Source organism: Nostoc sp., assembly GCF_036917155.1.
GTDB lineage: Bacteria > Cyanobacteriota > Cyanobacteriia > Cyanobacteriales > Nostocaceae > Nostoc.
This window is the reverse complement of sequence record NZ_JBALDZ010000059.1, coordinates 22,380-40,248: the sequence shown is the minus strand read 5'-3', so window position 1 is coordinate 40,248 and position 17,869 is coordinate 22,380. Positions and strand designations below refer to the sequence as shown.

Below are 17,869 nucleotides of genomic sequence, written 5' to 3'. Positions count from 1 at the left end.
ACGATCCTAAGTAAGATATTTTATTGTAAGGTAAGTGTGTTGAAACTCATCGACACAACTAGCCAGAACCTTGAAAACCTAATCTAACGTTTCCAAGTGAATCTCAAAGTATTTTTTTGAACTTTGCACACGGAAATTTTTCGCGGGGGTAGACCAATCGCCAAAACCCTGATTATTACGTTGACCCCCGCGAAAAGCTTACTGTACAATGTTTTGAGTAGGGTCTACTTCTAGTCGATTGTCAATAAATCTAGCTTATTGACAGGTAAATTAGACCCCCCGCGAAAATGCCCCCTTTAAACCCAGTCAGGATAAGGGTTCTAAAATGGTAGGGTTTTCAAATCATTACCCCTCACGGGGATGGAAACTATACCAAAACAATTTGGATTGATAAATTCAGCAAGAAGTTTTCAAATCATTACCCCTCACGGGGATGGAAACGTTCTCAAATATTATGCCACTAAAATTCAAACTGTTGGTTTTCAAATCATTACCCCTCACGGGGATGGAAACGGGACCCTGTTTTTCAAAAATGTTGCTCTGTACAAAAGTTTTCAAATCATTACCCCTCACGGGGATGGAAACTGCGTTTGGGAATGCATATTCCTATGAAGCCAACAAGTTTTCAAATCATTACCCCTCACGGGGATGGAAACCACTGCTAGATCGTGTATTACCCGTTCCTAAACCGTCGTTTTCAAATCATTACCCCTCACGGGGATGGAAACTGTATAAGAACCTCACTAGGATTTCCAGCATTTAAGGTTTTCAAATCATTACCCCTCACGGGGATGGAAACTTAGCAAGCTGCGAGTTAACAGGGTTGCACGGCAAGTTTGTTTTCAAATCATTACCCCTCACGGGGATGGAAACAATACTTATTTTTATTCCTGAGTCATCCACGTAATAACTTGTTTTCAAATCATTACCCCTCACGGGGACGGAAACTTTGGGTCACTCGCTACTCAAGACTACCTCATGAAAAATTTTTCATGAGGTATAGCAACCATTTGATTGGGAACCCAAACCATGATGTAATCCAGTTATCAGGTCATGGGAAGTTTAGGTTCCGCTTCAATTCAATTAAACCTGGATCGCTCCCAGTTCGACAGCGACTTAAAGAAGCTGCAATCTCAAGATGCTGGTCAGATTGCATATCGCATCAAGCTAGATACCAAAGATTTTGAACGCCAAATCAAGGGATTGCACTCTTCACAACCCATCTTCATCCCCCTTCAAATAGATACAAAGACTTTTGACCAGCAGATTAAAAAGCTATCAACTAGTATTGATCCAATCATTGTTGATTTAGCGCCCAACGTCAAAGATTTCCAAGAGAAGCTGCGACGACTATCAAAGATAACGCCTGTCACCGTTGATATTAAAGTTGATGAAACCAAGGTAAGACAGCAGTTTGAGACGATTGGTAAATACGCTGTTGAGGGTTTTACGCAAGGGTTCTCAGGAGTTGAGGGTGCGGGTAAATCTGCTATTGATTCGATGGTTAAGTCGGTCAATAAGCAATTGGGCATTCAGTCGCCGTCAAAAGTTTTTCGGGAGATTGGTAAGTATGCTGTTGCGGGGCTGATGCAGGGCTTAGATACCATCAACCCAAGCCAAATCCAAGGAAAGATTGATGGAGTTGTCAGTCAATTTGACCGCATCAAAAACTACGATTTTGGTAGTGGCAATATTGGTGACGCGATCGCCAAACCATTTAAAAGCATTGAATCAATCATCCTCGCACCCTTCAAGGGTATTGAGTCAGTCATTCTCGCGCCTTTCAAAGGCATTGAGTCGGTAATCCTTGCGCCATTTAAAGGTATTCGGTCGGCGATTCTTGCTCCTTTTGATGGCATTAAGTCCGTTATTAAGTCCGTTTTTTCTGGTTTAGGTAATATTTCCGTTGGTATTGATTCAGCGCAAGTTAACGAGCAATTTAGGGGAATTGGGAAGAGTGCGGCTCAGGGCTTTGCCCAAGGGTTCGCAGAAGCCGAAAGTTCAGGGGAATCGGTAATAAATTCTCTTGTATCATCAGTCAAAAGACAGCTAGGAATTCAATCGCCATCGAAAGTTTTTCGACAGATTGGTGAGTATGCGATCGCGGGGCTGATGCAAGGCTTAGATTCAGTTGATGAATCGAAGCTCAAAGGCGTTACCAACAAGATTGAGAGCTACTTTAAAAAGTCTAAAATCAAAATTAATGTAGATATTGATGCTAAAAAATCGCCACTACAGCAAAAAACAAAAGTCACCTTAGAAACTGATTCCGTTGACGGGGATATCAGTAAGGCAGTCGAAAAAGGTGTCCGAGGTGCATCCAGTAAAAATATATTTACTGTATTGACCGGAGGATTGTTCAAAGCTGCTGTTGGCATTGGATCGGGCTTGCTAGGAGTGCTGCTGCTGCCTTTAAAGGCTGCAACTCTAGCAATTGGCACAATCTTTACTGGTGCTGGATTAAAGTTAGGAGATGAGCTTAGTTCTGGCATTAGCGCTGGTATAAAAAGTGCAATTGGAAGCGCTTTGTCTAGCAGTATTGGTAGTAGTGCAATTGTTGGGGAAGCCATAGGAGAAGGGATTGTTGAGTCCCTTGGATTAGCTTTCAAAAAATTGATGCCTGGCTTGATGCAGGAAGTATCCGAGCAAGCAAGGCAAGTATTGGGCGAAGAGAAGGTATTTACTGCGGATGCTGTTAGGCGATCGCGATCGTCTGCATCTGCAAGTAAGGATAAGCAAACCGCAACAGAGCAAATACAGTCCGACTACGAAAGGGTAGTCTCTCAAGGAAAGCCTGCGAGATTAAAACAATTAGGAGCCGAAATAGGTGGGGTTTTGCCAGGTATCCAGCAGGATTCTCAAACTTTTACCGCAGATTACGCATCTGAACAACAGCGACTACAAAAAATAGCTGAGAGATTCAAAGTCAAACTTACTCCTGAACGATTAATTAAGAAAAGAGTCAAAGAGTACGAGGAACAAGTCAAAACTTTTGAAAATCTCGTCGCTCAACTTGAAGCTAAAGGAGAAATAGGTAAAGCCAACAAAATCAGAACTGCACTCACTGCAATTCCTCGTCCTGACACAGACTCATCAAAAATATCCAAAGGGGAGTTACAGTTCCAGGAAGCTAGATATCTTGGAGAAATCCAAGGAAAATTCGTTAGTAGAGAACTTAATAAGCAATTTAGTGACAGACGCGCAGAGTTATCGCAAAGGAAGAAAGCGATCGCTCCTCAGATGCAAGAGTATGAGCAATTATCCCAAGAGCTAGGAGGGATAGGTAAAGCATCTGAGGTTTTAGGTGTTTCAGCACCAGCAAAAAAATCACAAAAAGATAACTTACCCGTTGCTTACCAGAAAATTTTTCAGCAAGTTGCGGCATTGTCTGGCGTGGGTGAAATCCCTGCGGGGATGATTCCACAATTAGCTGCTTCTAGTAAATTACGCCCTGGCGTATATGGCTCTTACACGCCAGAGAATAACCGAGTTAACGTACCTCCAGAGGTGCATGAACTCATTCAGAAAGGGCAATTAAATACTCAAATCATTGACACGCTTGTTCACGAGTTACGCCATGCTTTACAGTTTGGGCTTGGAAAAGTAAATCCATTAGCAGGCGAAACTTCCGCTATCCCCTTGGCTACTCCAACTCCACAAGAGGCACGACAGTTTGGTAAATATATAGAAGGTTCTACCAGTGCCCAGCCAGAACTCGCAAAGCCTATTGCTAGAAAACTAGAATCAGATGCCTATATATTTGCTGCTAGGAATACACCTCAAATTGCGGCAAAAATTCAGAAAGAAAGTGCTGTTGAGCAATTCCAAAAAACCTTTGGTGTTGCTGGGGCTAATGCAGAAAAATCCATCAAGGATCTGCAAACCCAGACACTTAAAAGTATTCAGCCGATACAGGGATTAGTAGAGAAATATGGCGCTAATTTACGAGATGAGATTAGCCAAATCTTTGCTCAATTCGATCATTTATCAAAATCTTTAGAGCCCCTGTTAAACAAAGCTGCCCACATTGAGTCTTTGACTTCCGATGAAGTCGGACAGCTTCAAGCTGAACTTGGTTCTGCTCTTAGTGGTATAGTTTCTCAAATTGAATCAACGCCAGAGCAATTAAAAAAACTAGCGTTAGCTAAAGTTCAGCAGCAACAGAGTGCGAAAAATGCAGACTCCGCCCAACTACCATCTGGATCTGAATTAGTTTCAAAAACTCAACAGGCACAGAAGCTCATCACTGCCAATCTCAAGCAGTCGTTTAAGGGTAAGCCAAGCGATCGCAAAGTCACAAATCAAGAGTTAGCTGGCAGCACCCTCACGGATATTGACCAGCAAATTGCATTTGTTTCCGAACAGCTAAAACGCACTGATTTATCAGCAGAAACTAGGAAAAAGCTGGGGCAATTCAAGGGTACAATTGAGCGCCAGTATAGATCCTACTCTCCCGCTTTACGACAAGCACAAAAGTCCCAGCTTCCAATAACAGCTAAAAACTCTGAGCCTGTTAAACAAAGGTCATCTGAATTATTCGCTATTAATGATTTGGTGGCAGATAATTCAGGCACAGAACTATTTGCTATGTCTGACAATACCGATAAAATTTTAGCTGCTCTTAAATCAGCACTTTTATCTGTATCGCCACGCATTGGCAAGCCTAAAGGCAAAAAACTTCAGACTAAACTGAAAAGCCAAAATGAGGCAAGGAAAGAATTAGCGCTTTTGGAAGCCAAGATTGACGAAGAAGTTCGTAAGGAATTAGAGCAACTTACAGGGATTGAAAAATCTATTGTAGAACCAAGCTTGCCAAGCAATGCAGAGGTAGAAGCAAAAGTAAAAGCAAGAGAACAAGCCGTTAGCAATATACGCGACAATCCCAAACAGTTTTTTAAGCAAAGGTCGAAAAGCGCAGTTATTCAAAAGGCGCGATATATCACAAAAAATGCCGAAGGTATTGCTAATTTAGTTGGCACTAAGGTAGGGGAATCTCCCAACGTTCAGCAAACGAAAGCGCTTTTGAATTTACAAGATGCCTTTGGCAAGGTAGGCGATGCTTCTGCCAAATTTGGACAAAATCAATCAGATAAAAACTTCAAGCTTTTAAATGGGGCAGTTCGCGAATTAGAGGGTAGCTTGCGAAAACTTGGACTGCCATTTGAGCTTATTAATCATGAGATTGATAATTACACCAATAAGCTCAAAAAAATGCAGGCTGAAGGCAAGATTGATGTTGAAGTTGATGTCTCATCTTTAGCTCCTGAAAAATTTAGCTTCATCGACAACATATTAAGTAAGTTCTCTGGACTCGAACTCAAAGGACTCAAAGCCATAGGTGGACTCATACAAGGGTTCTTGGCTTTTCAGGGGATCATGTATGTTCAAAACATCCTCACAGATATCTCGGTTAATGCCTTTAAAGCATTTGTCGAACTCGATCGCCTCAAAACCGCCCTCAATTTTGCATCCGGCGGTGATGCGGGTGGCGCTCAGAATTTGGCATTTGTAGGAAAAACCGTTAATGATTTGAAAATCCCCTTGCAAGCTTCTGTTGAAGGTTTTACGCGTCTGGCTGGTGCGACTCGTAATAGCGCCTTGGAAGGCAAGCAAACAAAAGACCTATTCCAAGGACTTTCTGAAGCCTCTACAGTTTTGTCATTGAGCGCCGAAGATACGAGCGGGACACTGGAAGCGCTATCAAAGGCAATGAGTCAAGGCAGAGTTGGGGCTGAACTTTTTGATGAGCTTGGCGTTCGCATACCGGGTGTTCTGGGCATTGCATCTCGTGCAATGGGGACTACAGAAGAGGAATTCAATCGCCTGAAGGAAGCAGGCCGTATCACTCCTGAAGATTTTTTCCCGAAATTCGGCAGACAACTACACAATGAATTTGGCGAGGCAGCTAAGGGCGCTTCTGATAATGCTCCAAGTGCTGTTTTTGGGGTGCAAAACTCCTTCCTCAAATTACAACAGAGCATTGGTGAGGGAGTCGCACCCGCCGCTATACCTGGACTGAATGCTCTATCTGCAATTCTTGAGGCGATCGCATCTCATGCTAAGGAATTGGGTTTCATTCTTTTTAGCGTGTCAGCAACGTTGAGCATAAAAATGGTTGGCGCACTCCAAAGCGTGATTGCCACTTTAATAGAAACTAGGCTTGCGACTGGAACTTTAAGCGGTGGAATGGCAAGCTTGGGTCAGTCAATTAACAATTCGTTTTCCGCTAAACTGTCGGTTGGTATTTTTGCTGTTCTGGAAGTTGTGAACTTGTTAAATCAAGCAGTTAACACCGAATTGACCCAATCGTTTGATCAAGCAGCCGAATCAGCTAAAAGAGCGGCAGAGGAAACCAAAAAAGCTTTTGAAAAACCCAAGCCGGAAGCATCCGGCGCTGTAGAAAGATTCCTTGATAAGTATGCGATCGCGCCATTTAATTCTGCTACTGGCTCCAAAATCTCCACATTCGCCGAACAAGAAAATGCTGAAATCGAGCGTGGAAAAACTCAAGGACTTGATCCTGTAGCCACCAGTGGCCCTGGTCAGTTTGGGGATATGCTTATCAATCTCTACAACAAAGGGATAGGCTCCATCCCAGGCGCTAAACTGACAACTTGGGGAGAATACGAGCGAGATAAAGTCAACAACGACATCCAAGAGCAAGGACTATCAAATGTAGATAATTTAGGTGATGCACGATTACTACTTTCCCAGTTCAAAACGGGCACAGGAGAGGCTGGTAAGCTACGCCCTATTGATGCCCAGCTAAAAACAGCAGAGGAAGAAAGAGCGATACTGAAAGCCCAAATCAAAAGGGACTTTACAGACAAAGGGCAAACTCCTCCAGCCAAATTTAAACAACAGCTTGAAGCAAGTAATTTAAAAATTGCTGGACTGAATGACCAGCGATCTGAAGCAAGCAAACCTTTAACCTTATTACTCAGCCGCACAGACCGGGAAATCAGTTCAATTAAAACGCAAATAGAGGATCTCAACAAACCTGAGAATATAAAAAATTTGGGCGGTGATGCAGCAGCCGACAAACAGCGTGAAAATCTTTTAAAACAGCTTGCCCCAAAAAAAGAGCTGAAAGCCAACTTAGAGGAAGCAATAGGCTCATTACGGATTGATCCAATAAGGGCATTTACTAATGCATTGCGACAACTAAACTTAGTATTTGCTGAATCTCAAGAAAAAACCCAACTGGCTTTCGATACTAGCAAAGCTGAAATTTCGACTCAGCAGGTGGCAGGATTCAAATCTAATAAGTTTGCTGGTAAAATGGCTGCTGTAAATTTAGCATTGAAAGAGAAGGAGAAGGCGAGACTCGACTACGAACACCAGCAAACAATAAGCAAAGGTTTGGATACTGAAGTAAACCAGCCAACATTCCAAACCACACTACAACGGCTTGGAGTAACGCCTGATTCCAGCGCTGCCGAAATTGATGATCGTCTCAAAAACACCACAGATGAAAGCGATAAAGGCATCTTAGAAAAGCTGAAAACCTCTCGTGAGCAGAAAAATAAGCTCAGTGGAATGCGGGATAATTATGCTCAATCTATGCAGAAAGTGCAATCCACCGTACAAGATTTTCACTCGTTTCAGATTGATGAAAAAGCAGCTGATTCAAGTGCTGTGATTCAAAAAAACGAGAATCTACAGACTGCTAGCATTAAGCGATCGCTCGAAGCCAAAGTGATAGTCGAAGAAGTCGCCAACGAGCAAATTGCTAAAATCCAACTAAAAACCACTCAAGACCAGCGTAAAAATCTTAATGAGCAATTAAGCGAAGTCCGCGCATCACACGAGGCAGGCTTTATGTCTGCTGAGGAATTTGCAAAAAAAGAGCGGGACTTGACCACTCAGCAAACTGCTTTAGAAAAACAAGAGGCAGAAAATAGACTTGCTGTGCAATCAGCAACTCTCGCTCGACGACTCAAAGAAATTGAATTTTTCAACAAAAAAGCTGAGGCGCTGACGGGCACAAAGCAGGCTGACAGTACCCGTATTGCCAAAGAAAAACTTTTAAAAGCCGGGTTAACACCACAGGCACAAGACCAATTCTCACTTGATCAAACTAAGATTGATGGTGTCAAAGCAAGCGATGACGTTGTTCAAGTTAAAGACCGCATAGCCCAAAACGAGGAGTTATACAAAACAGGAAAGCGGGATGCTAGGGACTTCATGTTAGAGCGGTATGCTTTAAATCAAGAACTGGCAAAAGCTAATCTGGCGGTAGTTGAACAGGAAATCAATGCGGAGGAGAAGTACAGGGATTCGGTTGAACACAACATCCAGCGCATCATGCAAGCTGAGGAGAATCGCTTCAGAAAACAACAGAGTCAGCTTGATGAATCTAAATCAAAACTTGACCTTTACAATCAAAGTTTAGAGCAAACTAAAAAACTAGAAGAATCGCGTCGTAACTTATCCAAGGCTTTGTCAGATGCAGCGATCGCACCCCTAGAAAACAAAAAAAATGATGCTGATGATGCAGAGGCGTTGGTTGAAAAACTCAGAGATCCGAAAATCAAACCTCAAGAAAAGGCGGCTGTCAAAGCTCAACTTCAGAAACTAGGCTATGGGCAGCAATACGGGCTGACTGTTACCCCAGCTACCGTCACAAAAGGCAGTAGTGGAGACGACCCAGATGACTACGAGCTTCAGATTAAAGAGAGTAAGGCAACTATTGAACAAAAGATTGCCAGCCTGAAAGAGGACTCGATGAAAAAGGAGCAGGAGTTTCAGCGTAAATCTTTAGAAAACGACCTGAAACGCCAGAAAATTGCTGCTCAGATTGCTCTGTATGATGCTCAAGCTGCCCAGTATGCAGCCCAAAAGGCTAAGAATGAGGCAGAAGGAGCGCTCAAAATTGCCATATCCAAGAAAGACCCTGTTGCCATTGAAACCGCCCAGACTAACCTGGACATTGCCAACAAGCAAATTGACCTCAGCAATCAGCGCGTAGAGAGCGCTCAAGCCAACCTCAACGATCAGCCTGAGATTGCTGCCAATGCTACCCAAGAACAGAAAGTACGAGCAGGTACGGAAACCCAAAACTTTCAAGCTGGTGAGGATAGACGCAAACGCGGCACTGCGTTGGATTTGGTGGAAGCTGGGGAAAAAGCAGGCAAGCCGATGAGTCTTTGGGAGGCTGAGGCGAAAACTGGATCTACTAACCCACAGATGGCACTTCCCCAAAAAATCGAACTTAACCCGATGCCTAAACTCGACCTCAAGCCTGGTGAAAATATTTTTGATGCTTACCAACGGCAGCGGGATGAAATGAAACTGCCGAACCAAAAAGCAGTCTTACCCAAAACAGGCAAAGCTGATATTCCACCACAGGACAAAACAACGCTAGCCATAAATTCATCCAGTATCCAACCGCGTGAATCTGCTGGAGGTAATCAGTTTGTTGAAGCACTGAAGATGGCAAACCAGGGGATTGAGCAAAGGCTAGATGCTTTGAGTAGTGCGATTATTACATTGGCTAATACGCCGCGCAGTCTTACTGTTTCTACAGCTAACCCTGTGGATGATACGGCCAAGATCATGAATAATTTTTCACGAGGTCAGGTCTTGGGGGCGGGGATGTAACAAGAGTGAAAAATTTTTCACTCTTGTTAAGTTGTGGGGGCGGGGTTATGAAAAATTTTTCAGGTATGCTTTCTCCTCATTGGATTGAGAACTGGAGGGCGATCGCCAAAAAGCTTGTATGTATAGATTTGTCGCCTGTTCAGTTGCGTTGGAAACAAGCGATCGCATTCGCCAGAGGGGTTATGAAAATTTTTTCAGGTATGCTTTGTTATTTTGGATTGAGAACTGGGGGGCGATCGCCAAAAATAACTGTCTACATAAGACCAGCAATCTCAATTAAAACACCATCTAAATCTCTGACGTATCCGACTTTTTGTCCCCAAGGCTTTTGTTTTGGTGCGACTTCACTAACTGCACCAGCTTCGACAGCACGATTGAAGGCTGTATCAACATCATCCGTTGTGAAGGCAATTTCTACTCCAGCAGGTTGATTCTTTAAATTGTTTTCTTGAAATCCGTTAGTCAGATTTGAATTGGCTAGTTCGTTGGAGGCAAATGCAAGCTTTGTTGAGCCTGTTTCCATCTGTGCATACTGTCCGCTTTCGTCAATAAAATGCTGCTGTAACCCGAATGCTTTTTCGTAAAAAGCAACCGACTGGGTAACATCTTTTACGTACAAGATAGTGTAAGAAAATTTCATAGTTTTACAGTTCAACGCAAGAATTACTCAGGATAAACTAGTACATTTGCTCTGTTTAGTCAAGGTATGGGACGCGATCGCTTCATCATCTGCAAGTGCTTTGATTGTCCTATCTGCGGATGACGGTGGCATAGAAGAAGAGTGTTTGCGATCAGAGCAATATCATTCTGCCACGAATGAATTTTCCGTGAAAAAGAAAGTAATTTGAGTCAATCTCAAGCAATTCCGAAAAATGTGTGTTTAATTGGGGATGAACATGTCTAAAAGCAGATGGCAGTCACCATCTGCTTTTTAAGACTCCTAATTGTAATGACCAAGTAGGAGGTTGATATATGCTGTCACAAAATTTGAGTCAGACGTATCTAGAGGAAGATAGAAACTTTTTAGAGGAAATATCCCCAAAATCTTCATCCCTCAAAGATTTACGGGTACTTGTAGTAGACGACAGTGATGATTGCTCATACGTCATGGAGTTTGTTTTGTCAGATCATCAGGCACAAACCAAGACGGCAGCATCAGTGGATGAAGCTATAGAAGCAATAAAAGAGTGGAAACCAAATATTGTAATCAGCGATATTAGGATGCCTGACAAGGATGGTTATTCACTAATTCGCAGTGTTAGAAAGAAAGAAGCAATAGATGGTGGGTTTCTTCCAGCCGTGGCTCTTACAAGTTATAGAGATACGGAAGTCTTAAGTAAAGCAATAAATGCTGGGTTTCAAGAGGTTATTCGTAAGCCTTTTGAACCAGATGAGTTAGTTGCAATCTTAGTAAAGCTTACACAAGGTACATAGACTTTGTAACCATTCTCCGACCTAAAGGTACGGAGCTTTGTCCATTTGATTCAGGAAAACTAGCAATCATCCTAGCCCAAACAGCAAAAAATTTTTCATGAGGCAACTAACCCTCTCAATCAGCAGCATCTCTGTCACCCTCAAGCGTTTTGTGTCATACGATCGCATCCTCGCCGACACCGGGCAAACCGAGTACAGCATTGCTGGCACACCCTTGGATTCTGGCCCAGTATATGAACCAAAGCATATCTGGACTATTTCAGCAATGGTGACACTGCCACAGTGGTATGCGATTGGGGCGATATTTGGGGAATGCGATCGCTTGCGTCGAACTCAAGGCAATTACAGCATTATCGTGGACGACAGTATTCAAAATTTCGTTGAGCAGGGAGCGATGACTAGGGCTTTAGTGCCTGGGGGAGCGCAAATCTCTTTCACGGGTGGGATTGCTTATCCGGCGCGGTTTTATGCGCGGATGTTTGAGCCGAAAAGTCAGTGGCAGAAGAATCAGCTATATCCGTATGTGGCAAATTTTGTGCTAAGGGAGTTGGATAAGGCGATCTGAAAACTGACTTGTAATCTTTGACAAACAATGTCAAACTAACAACTTCTCCACGCTCTATTTTTGAGGAGCCTGGGACATCCCCAAAGACTGAAGAGTGCTTTTTTGGGTCGTCTAGCAATATTTCTATGATTTGGGTCAGTGTAAGACGAGAGGATTTAGGATTATTGCGCTGATAATTCTTAGTAATCACGCCCAAGTGGTCAAATGGGGCGTGATTACCAACTTTTGTACCAGCGTAGTGAACGACAATGAGGGTTCGCTCAGATGCCATAAAGATAACCTAGACCAGGAATCATGAATGCGATCATACATCTTGGCGATCGCTCATAATGACAAACTTACCAACACCAGGCATAGACCTAATCAAAGAATTCGAGGGCTGTAATCTCCACGCCTACCCTGACCCACGCACTAGGGGCAAACCGATAACTATTGGCTGGGGCGCTACCAAAAAACTTGATGGCAGTAATTGGCGGCTAGGGGAAACCATCACCCAGGAACAAGCTGACGAGATGTTGATCGCTCAATTAGAGAAAGACTACTTACCTCCCCTACAAAAAATCCCCTCTTGGAATGACCTGACGACAAACCAAAAAGGGGCGATCTTGAGTTTTGGTTACAATTTAGGCAGTAATTTCTACCTTGCTTCAGGATTTGGCAGTATCAGTAGACTGCTAAAAAATTCCGACCTTTGGAGCGACACCAAGGAAGTAACACGAGTTTTTAGCTTGTACTGCAATCCGGGTTCAACAGTTGCAGCGGGTTTACGCCGCCGTCGAATTGCAGAGGCAAAACTCTGGCTCACGCAGTAGCAGTAGCAGCAACAGGAGTAGAAGAATCGGGCGCAGGAGCGGCACTGGCTGCCTCAAACTGTGCCACGAGTTGCTCAAGAGAAGCTAACTTGGTCGCTTGATCAGCTTTCTCTTGCTCGTCTTGGTTTAGAGAGCCGGTAACAGCATCAAGCCTTGTTTGTAAGTCTGCATTCGTTGCCTTCAATTGGGCGTTATCAGCCTTCAATTGAGTATTTTCTTGGATGGAAGCGATCGCGCTTCCAAAAAGCCCAGCCAATTTATCCAATACTGTTGTTGCCATATATGCACCTATCATTAATCGCTCAAATATAACAATGTAAATACTTGGGCGTTATCGTGTCGGGTTAGTATTTTAAAATACTGCATGTTCCGTAACCCAGCAACAGGAATCATGGGCTTGAAGATATCGCCTCATCACCCATGTCCGCCAACCAATCAGCCAGAAACGTAAGATTACTTATAGGAGGCACAGATTACACCCCATGCCTCATCTCCTTTCAAGGTAGTGATAGCCATTTGGATCAATCTGGGCTGATTACTTTTACTGGGCAGATTGTGCTGGGCAAAGCACTAGGATTCACCCAATCCCTTGACGATCGCAAAAGCCCCAGCGCCTTCTGCCGTGGCAAGTCCGTCACTCTGGATATTGCTGATACTAACGGCAGCCTGACACGCCATCCACGGGGGACACTGCGGCTACTTACCCCCAAATATGATGTAGAAAAGCAGCAATTAACATTAGAAGTTGGCGATTTGATTACCCTGCTCAATTTCAAAGAACCCACAGACCCAGACAAAGCAGACAACAAGCCTAGTGGCTCTCAAATCGCAGGAGATGTAATCACCAAACTACTAAGTGAAGCTGGAATCACTGCCAACACTTTAAATTTACCAAGTACGCTCTACAATTACCCTTTAAATCTTTCAGGCTCCTATCTCCAATCCGTCGGCAAATTGCTGTACGCCAGCAATCAAGTTGGCTGGATTGATAATCAAGAGCGCTTCAGAATCACGACCGTTAATGTCGAATCAACTCAATCGCTGGTTTCCTTGATAGTTGGCAAGAATGAGCTTTGGTATCGCCGACTAGGAGGAGCCGAATCACCTTGCGAGAAAATCAAAGCCGTGGGCACGCAGATGGTAACGCGGGAGATAGAGCTTGATAGTGAAACTGTCACCGAACAATACGGCTCTCCCGCAATCCTTGACCCTACATATACTGGGTTAATAGTAATTAACAGAGTTACAGAAATTCAAAAATGGGACGAGGATGAAGGGAAATTTACCATCACTTCAAACACCGAGAAACCGTGGGGACTGATTGTGCCAAAGGTTTTTTGGGATAAATTTGCTCCATCAGGGCAAGATCCTCCGCAACTACCTCCGCAACTATTTCAATCATTTTTGGGTGAGTCGAAAATTGAAGAATCAGACTTTGAGGATGTCAGCGCAGGCGGCAAGTTAATCCAAAAAATTACTATTTTCAATACGGATAAATCACAATATTTAGCAGAAATACAAGAAGTTAGACCCGACTTTATTGTAGGTAATTTTCTGGGTTTAGTAAATACGAAACAGGTGTCTGAAACTTATACTTACAGCCCCAAGGAAGTAATTTTGAACAAAATTACCCAGACCCAGGAACTTGCGGTAATCGTATTGAACGGCAGCAATGAAAACTGGAATGAGTGGCAAACAATTCCAGAGTATTTTGTAGTTTCAGAGTATAAATATGAAGAATGGAAGCAGATTGATAAATACACTTGGCAGTACGAAACTTACACTCTTAAGCCCACCATCAAAGCTGAGGGCGGCACAGCAATTGAGTATCCTGATGATGTGAATCAGCGAACTAAGCAAAAACTAGGCTTAACGTGGGATTCCAGCGAGAAACGCCGTTCTAATTCAGGGCAAGAAACTCCACCTGCCGCCGAACGTCGCCCAACATCAACTCGCATCGAGGAAAACCCTGTCACTTACACCGCGTTGTTTCAAGACCCGTGTAGCGGCAATTTCAAACAACGTGAGCGCACATATAATGTGGAATTCTTGGCAGGGATTACAGTACCTTATGAAAAATTTTTCATCAGCAGTGATAGTAGCGCCAATAAACAGCTTGAGGCTCTAGCTAAACGTGAAGGCAGATTACTAAGGGGAAGGTGGCAGGGGCAGGAAATGGCAGGGGCAATCCCCAATAGCTTACTCAAAGCCTACAGTCCACTATTTGGGGTGAATGTGGTTGAATTTGATGGTACAGGGCAGAATTATTTAGCCGATGGGTGCAGCTGGGTTGTTACAGCACAAAAGGCGCTATGGTCAAGTGATGGGATTTGGGTAGGGCAGTCACAATCGGCAATTCCAGTGCAGGGGGCGATCGTCATTACTTCAAATACCCTATCAATCAATGGCAATATCATCAGTGGTGCAACAATTACACCTGACGGTAATGCTGTAGTGGGCGAGGTGACTATTACGCCTGATGGCAATACCATAATCAACGGGGTGACATTTCCGGCTGATGGCAGTGTAGTAATTCCTGGCGTTGTTACTTTGCCATATACAGAGATTGAGAATTTCTCCCTGGGGATGGCATTGGGAATTGAATTTACCTCTTATGCCTACTTGCTCACTACCACCACAGCACAAATGCCCTTGGGATTAGGGGAAGGAGCGCACTGGACTGGCGGATTTGTATTGCCTTTGGGCTTGGGTCTTGGCACACAATTCACCGGAAGCTTCACCTCGCTCTATTGGGGGAATGTCGTTTGGGATGAAGCTGATCAAAGTTACTGGAATTCTTTGCAGCCTTAGTCATTGGGTATTGGGTATTGGGTATTGGGTATTGGGTATTGGGTATTGGGTATTGGGTATTGGGTATTGGGTATTGGGGAAGAATTCTTATAACTCCACGCGATGTGCAACAACTCTCATGCCAACCGGAATCTTTACCAATGCCTGGATAACACAATCGGCCGAAATCCTTTTCCGTGGCGCTACTGCACCCGATCCCACTAAATTTCGGCTATGTTTGGCGAACACTGCGACACTAACCCGCAGCAATTTGCTTGCTGATTTCCTTGCAAGTGAATTGCTGCCCAATAATGGTTATGTTAGGGCATCAGCAAGCATTGCTGATGGCAGCTATAACACCACAAATCAGCGCTACGAACTGCCGACAATTAGCGCCACATTCTCTGCAACAGGTGGCGCACTGCAATTCCAAACCCCCTTTTTAATGGCCAATTCGGCAGCGCTTTGCTCTCAAAGCTTCACGAACGCCAATGTCAATCCCACCACCGATCGCATTACCATCACTGCTCATGGTTATGCAAATGGAGATCAGTTAATATTTACTGCTGATGCCCTAGCAACTCTTCCCAGTGGAATTGTCGCTGGCACTATTTACACAGTGTCCAGCGTAACTACCAACGATTTTCAGTTAACGGGTGTAAATATCACAGATACCGGATCTGGCACATTCCGCGCTAGGAACGCGAATGGCATCATTGTCGCCTACGCTGTAGAATCAAGCCCGATTACTCTGGCAGATGGGCAAGGCTATAGCTATCAAATTCCCCTTGTGCTTCTGAATTCGGGATACGTAAATGGAAGCTGACGATATTCTGAAAGCGCAGTTGCTCGTCAATCGCCATTTATATCAAAAGAAAATTACTGATACAGCCGAAGCCCAACTTGAGCAATCGCAACCTACTAACTATTTAAACTTTGATGCCAATACTGGGCTAGCAAGATTACAGGATGTTAGCGGCAATATTATTTATGGGGCAGCGCAGACGAATGGGGCACTGGGTAAGGGTGAAAGTATTAGACTAAGGCGTGGTGGAGTTTTAGGTGGATATGATTCCATGCCCCACCACAAAATGCAACCAACACCATCCAATCCGCCAAGTAAGGATTTCTTGGATGCTGCAATTCTATTTATGATCCGGGCAGGTTACGCACGGAGTAACCTAGAATTTTATAGCAAAACTTTCTATTTCCCGCACCCTATCCAACGACAAGTCAGCCAAAATTGCAATGTCGTAACTCAACCAACTCAATCAATTGTTTTTGAGGATACCTTCTTATTTGAGTTTGGAAGTGGCGGTTTCCTTGATAGTTTTTTCTTCAGTTACAACCAATATAGTACAGGGGAAAGCACACGCCTCTCTGCAATTAAGTTCGTTTCTCCAACATCATCTGTAATTACTATTGAGGTTAGCTTTTCTCCCGGCGGCGGAGTTATCGATACTTACTGTGGTGTTAGCGTTGATCGCTTTACAAATTACACCTACGCTCAGTACGTGGAGCCAGGGAATCAATTACCCAGCACAATCATTGAACTGGATACTTCGACTTGCGACGCCTATTCTAGTGGGACTTCAATCTCCTATACCACAACCTGCGCTGCTGGAACGCATTTTGTCAGCCTAATTGCTGGATACAATTACCGCTATGATGTTCAATCAAATACTGCTGGTGGAGTTCTTTATACAGAGACAGTCACGGGTGACATTAAGATTACAATTGAAACGATCGCTCTCGCTAGCTTTTACATTCAGCAAGGTAAAATAGCGACTAAAATTGCGGATTTAAATATTGCCGACTATACTCTGATTTCTGGTGATCCAGCCGTCCTGACTGGAAGTTACTTGACTTATGCAAAATCAGAAATAATTGCACATTTAAAAACTAAGACTTATCTATCCTCCAGTCCGGCAGTGCATCGGTATCTGCTATCGGGGACACAGGTAACAGAATTAGATTTTGTCCCTCCTCAGACAATTCCAGCACTTAATGATGATTGGCAAAATCCCTGGACGACCTCTTATTACCCAGAATTAACTAGTGAAGATGCGTGCATCAATTCTGCCAAAACTGGCGCTGTGGCAAACTTTACTAATTTTTACAAAAACAACATTATCGTCTGCTCTCAACAATCCACCGATCAATCACCAGTTGCGTTTACAGCAATCATCAACCAAGATTTTAATGCTCAGTTCCAAATCAATTCTTATAACAGCCAAAACAGTACTTGTACTCTTAGCAACGGCAAAAAGAAGAATATAAAACTTAGACAGCTTGTGATTGATCCAGGTATTAATTTATCTTTCGTCCAGATTTTAGCTGTTAGCCCTTTTTACTCACCCAGTTGATAATTATGCAGGAAATTGAAACGTTGAGCCAAATAGCATCAATCAATCGCAGTGCCTATCAAGCACGTCAAATCCTAGCTCAAAAATCTTCCGATCGCATCCTTGAAAACAGCGTAAAAATCCTCAACTACGATGCAGTTACAGGAAATTACAACGTGCAAAATACCGCAGGGACAATATTTTCAGCACGCGCAATTTCTAATGGGGTGTTCGCCATTGGCGATCAAGTGAGTTTAGTCGCACCAGTGGGCGGAATTCCCATCATTGATGCAATGCCAAGATAGCGAAGGAAGAGGGAA

10 protein-coding genes and 1 CRISPR repeat array are annotated in these 17,869 nt (G+C 43.6%); of the genes, 8 read left to right on the top strand and 2 right to left on the bottom strand.

The window, feature by feature from the left end:
- Nucleotides 1–333: 333 nt before the first annotated feature.
- Nucleotides 334–948: a CRISPR direct-repeat array (repeat unit 35 nt; unit sequence GTTTTCAAATCATTACCCCTCACGGGGATGGAAAC).
- A 105-nt stretch (nt 949–1,053) separates the two neighbouring features.
- On the top strand, nt 1,054–9,603 hold the full coding sequence (locus V7K67_RS08800; protein ID WP_335166103.1) for a tape measure protein: 8,550 nt from the start codon (nt 1,054–1,056) through the stop codon (nt 9,601–9,603).
- Nucleotides 9,604–9,856: 253 nt separating this feature from the next.
- Here the strand turns inward: V7K67_RS08800 and V7K67_RS08795 are convergent, their stop codons facing one another.
- Nucleotides 9,857–10,243, bottom strand: coding sequence for a VOC family protein (locus V7K67_RS08795; protein WP_334731116.1), 387 nt, complete (start codon nt 10,241–10,243; stop codon nt 9,857–9,859).
- 332 nt (nt 10,244–10,575) lie between these two features.
- Between V7K67_RS08795 and V7K67_RS08790 the strand changes: the two genes are divergently transcribed.
- From V7K67_RS08790 to V7K67_RS08780, 3 genes are all read left to right on the top strand, one after another.
- Nucleotides 10,576–11,037 (top strand): response regulator, encoded by a 462-nt coding sequence (locus V7K67_RS08790; protein WP_334731114.1) that lies wholly within the window; start codon nt 10,576–10,578, stop codon nt 11,035–11,037.
- Nucleotides 11,038–11,134: 97 nt separating this feature from the next.
- Nucleotides 11,135–11,602 (top strand): hypothetical protein, encoded by a 468-nt coding sequence (locus tag V7K67_RS08785; RefSeq protein ID WP_335166101.1) that lies wholly within the window; start codon nt 11,135–11,137, stop codon nt 11,600–11,602.
- Between the two features lie 329 nt (nt 11,603–11,931).
- Nucleotides 11,932–12,414 (top strand): lysozyme, encoded by a 483-nt coding sequence (locus V7K67_RS08780; protein WP_335166099.1) that lies wholly within the window; start codon nt 11,932–11,934, stop codon nt 12,412–12,414.
- Here the strand turns inward: V7K67_RS08780 and V7K67_RS08775 are convergent.
- Nucleotides 12,404–12,694: a hypothetical protein gene (locus V7K67_RS08775; RefSeq protein ID WP_335166098.1), complete on the bottom strand. Its 291-nt coding sequence runs from the start codon at nt 12,692–12,694 to the stop codon at nt 12,404–12,406. The two genes, V7K67_RS08780 and V7K67_RS08775, sit on opposite strands and share 11 nt — an antisense overlap.
- A gap of 140 nt (nt 12,695–12,834) precedes the next feature.
- Here V7K67_RS08775 and V7K67_RS08770 point away from each other — a divergent pair, with 140 nt between their 5' ends.
- From V7K67_RS08770 to V7K67_RS08755, 4 genes are read left to right on the top strand one after another with little or no spacing between them, the layout of a single operon-like run.
- Nucleotides 12,835–15,225: a hypothetical protein gene (locus V7K67_RS08770; RefSeq protein ID WP_335166096.1), complete on the top strand. Its 2,391-nt coding sequence runs from the start codon at nt 12,835–12,837 to the stop codon at nt 15,223–15,225.
- Nucleotides 15,185–16,030, top strand: coding sequence for a hypothetical protein (locus tag V7K67_RS08765; RefSeq protein WP_335166094.1), 846 nt, complete (start codon nt 15,185–15,187; stop codon nt 16,028–16,030). Before V7K67_RS08770 ends, V7K67_RS08765 begins: the two co-directional genes overlap by 41 nt.
- The gene (locus V7K67_RS08760) at nt 16,020–17,570 is read left to right on the top strand and encodes a hypothetical protein (RefSeq protein WP_334731108.1); all 1,551 of its coding nucleotides are present in this window, start codon (nt 16,020–16,022) and stop codon (nt 17,568–17,570) included. The genes V7K67_RS08765 and V7K67_RS08760 overlap by 11 nt, the downstream gene beginning before the upstream one ends.
- Nucleotides 17,571–17,575: 5 nt before the next feature.
- Nucleotides 17,576–17,854, top strand: coding sequence for a hypothetical protein (locus tag V7K67_RS08755; RefSeq protein ID WP_335166092.1), 279 nt, complete (start codon nt 17,576–17,578; stop codon nt 17,852–17,854).
- Nucleotides 17,855–17,869: the final 15 nt, after the last annotated feature.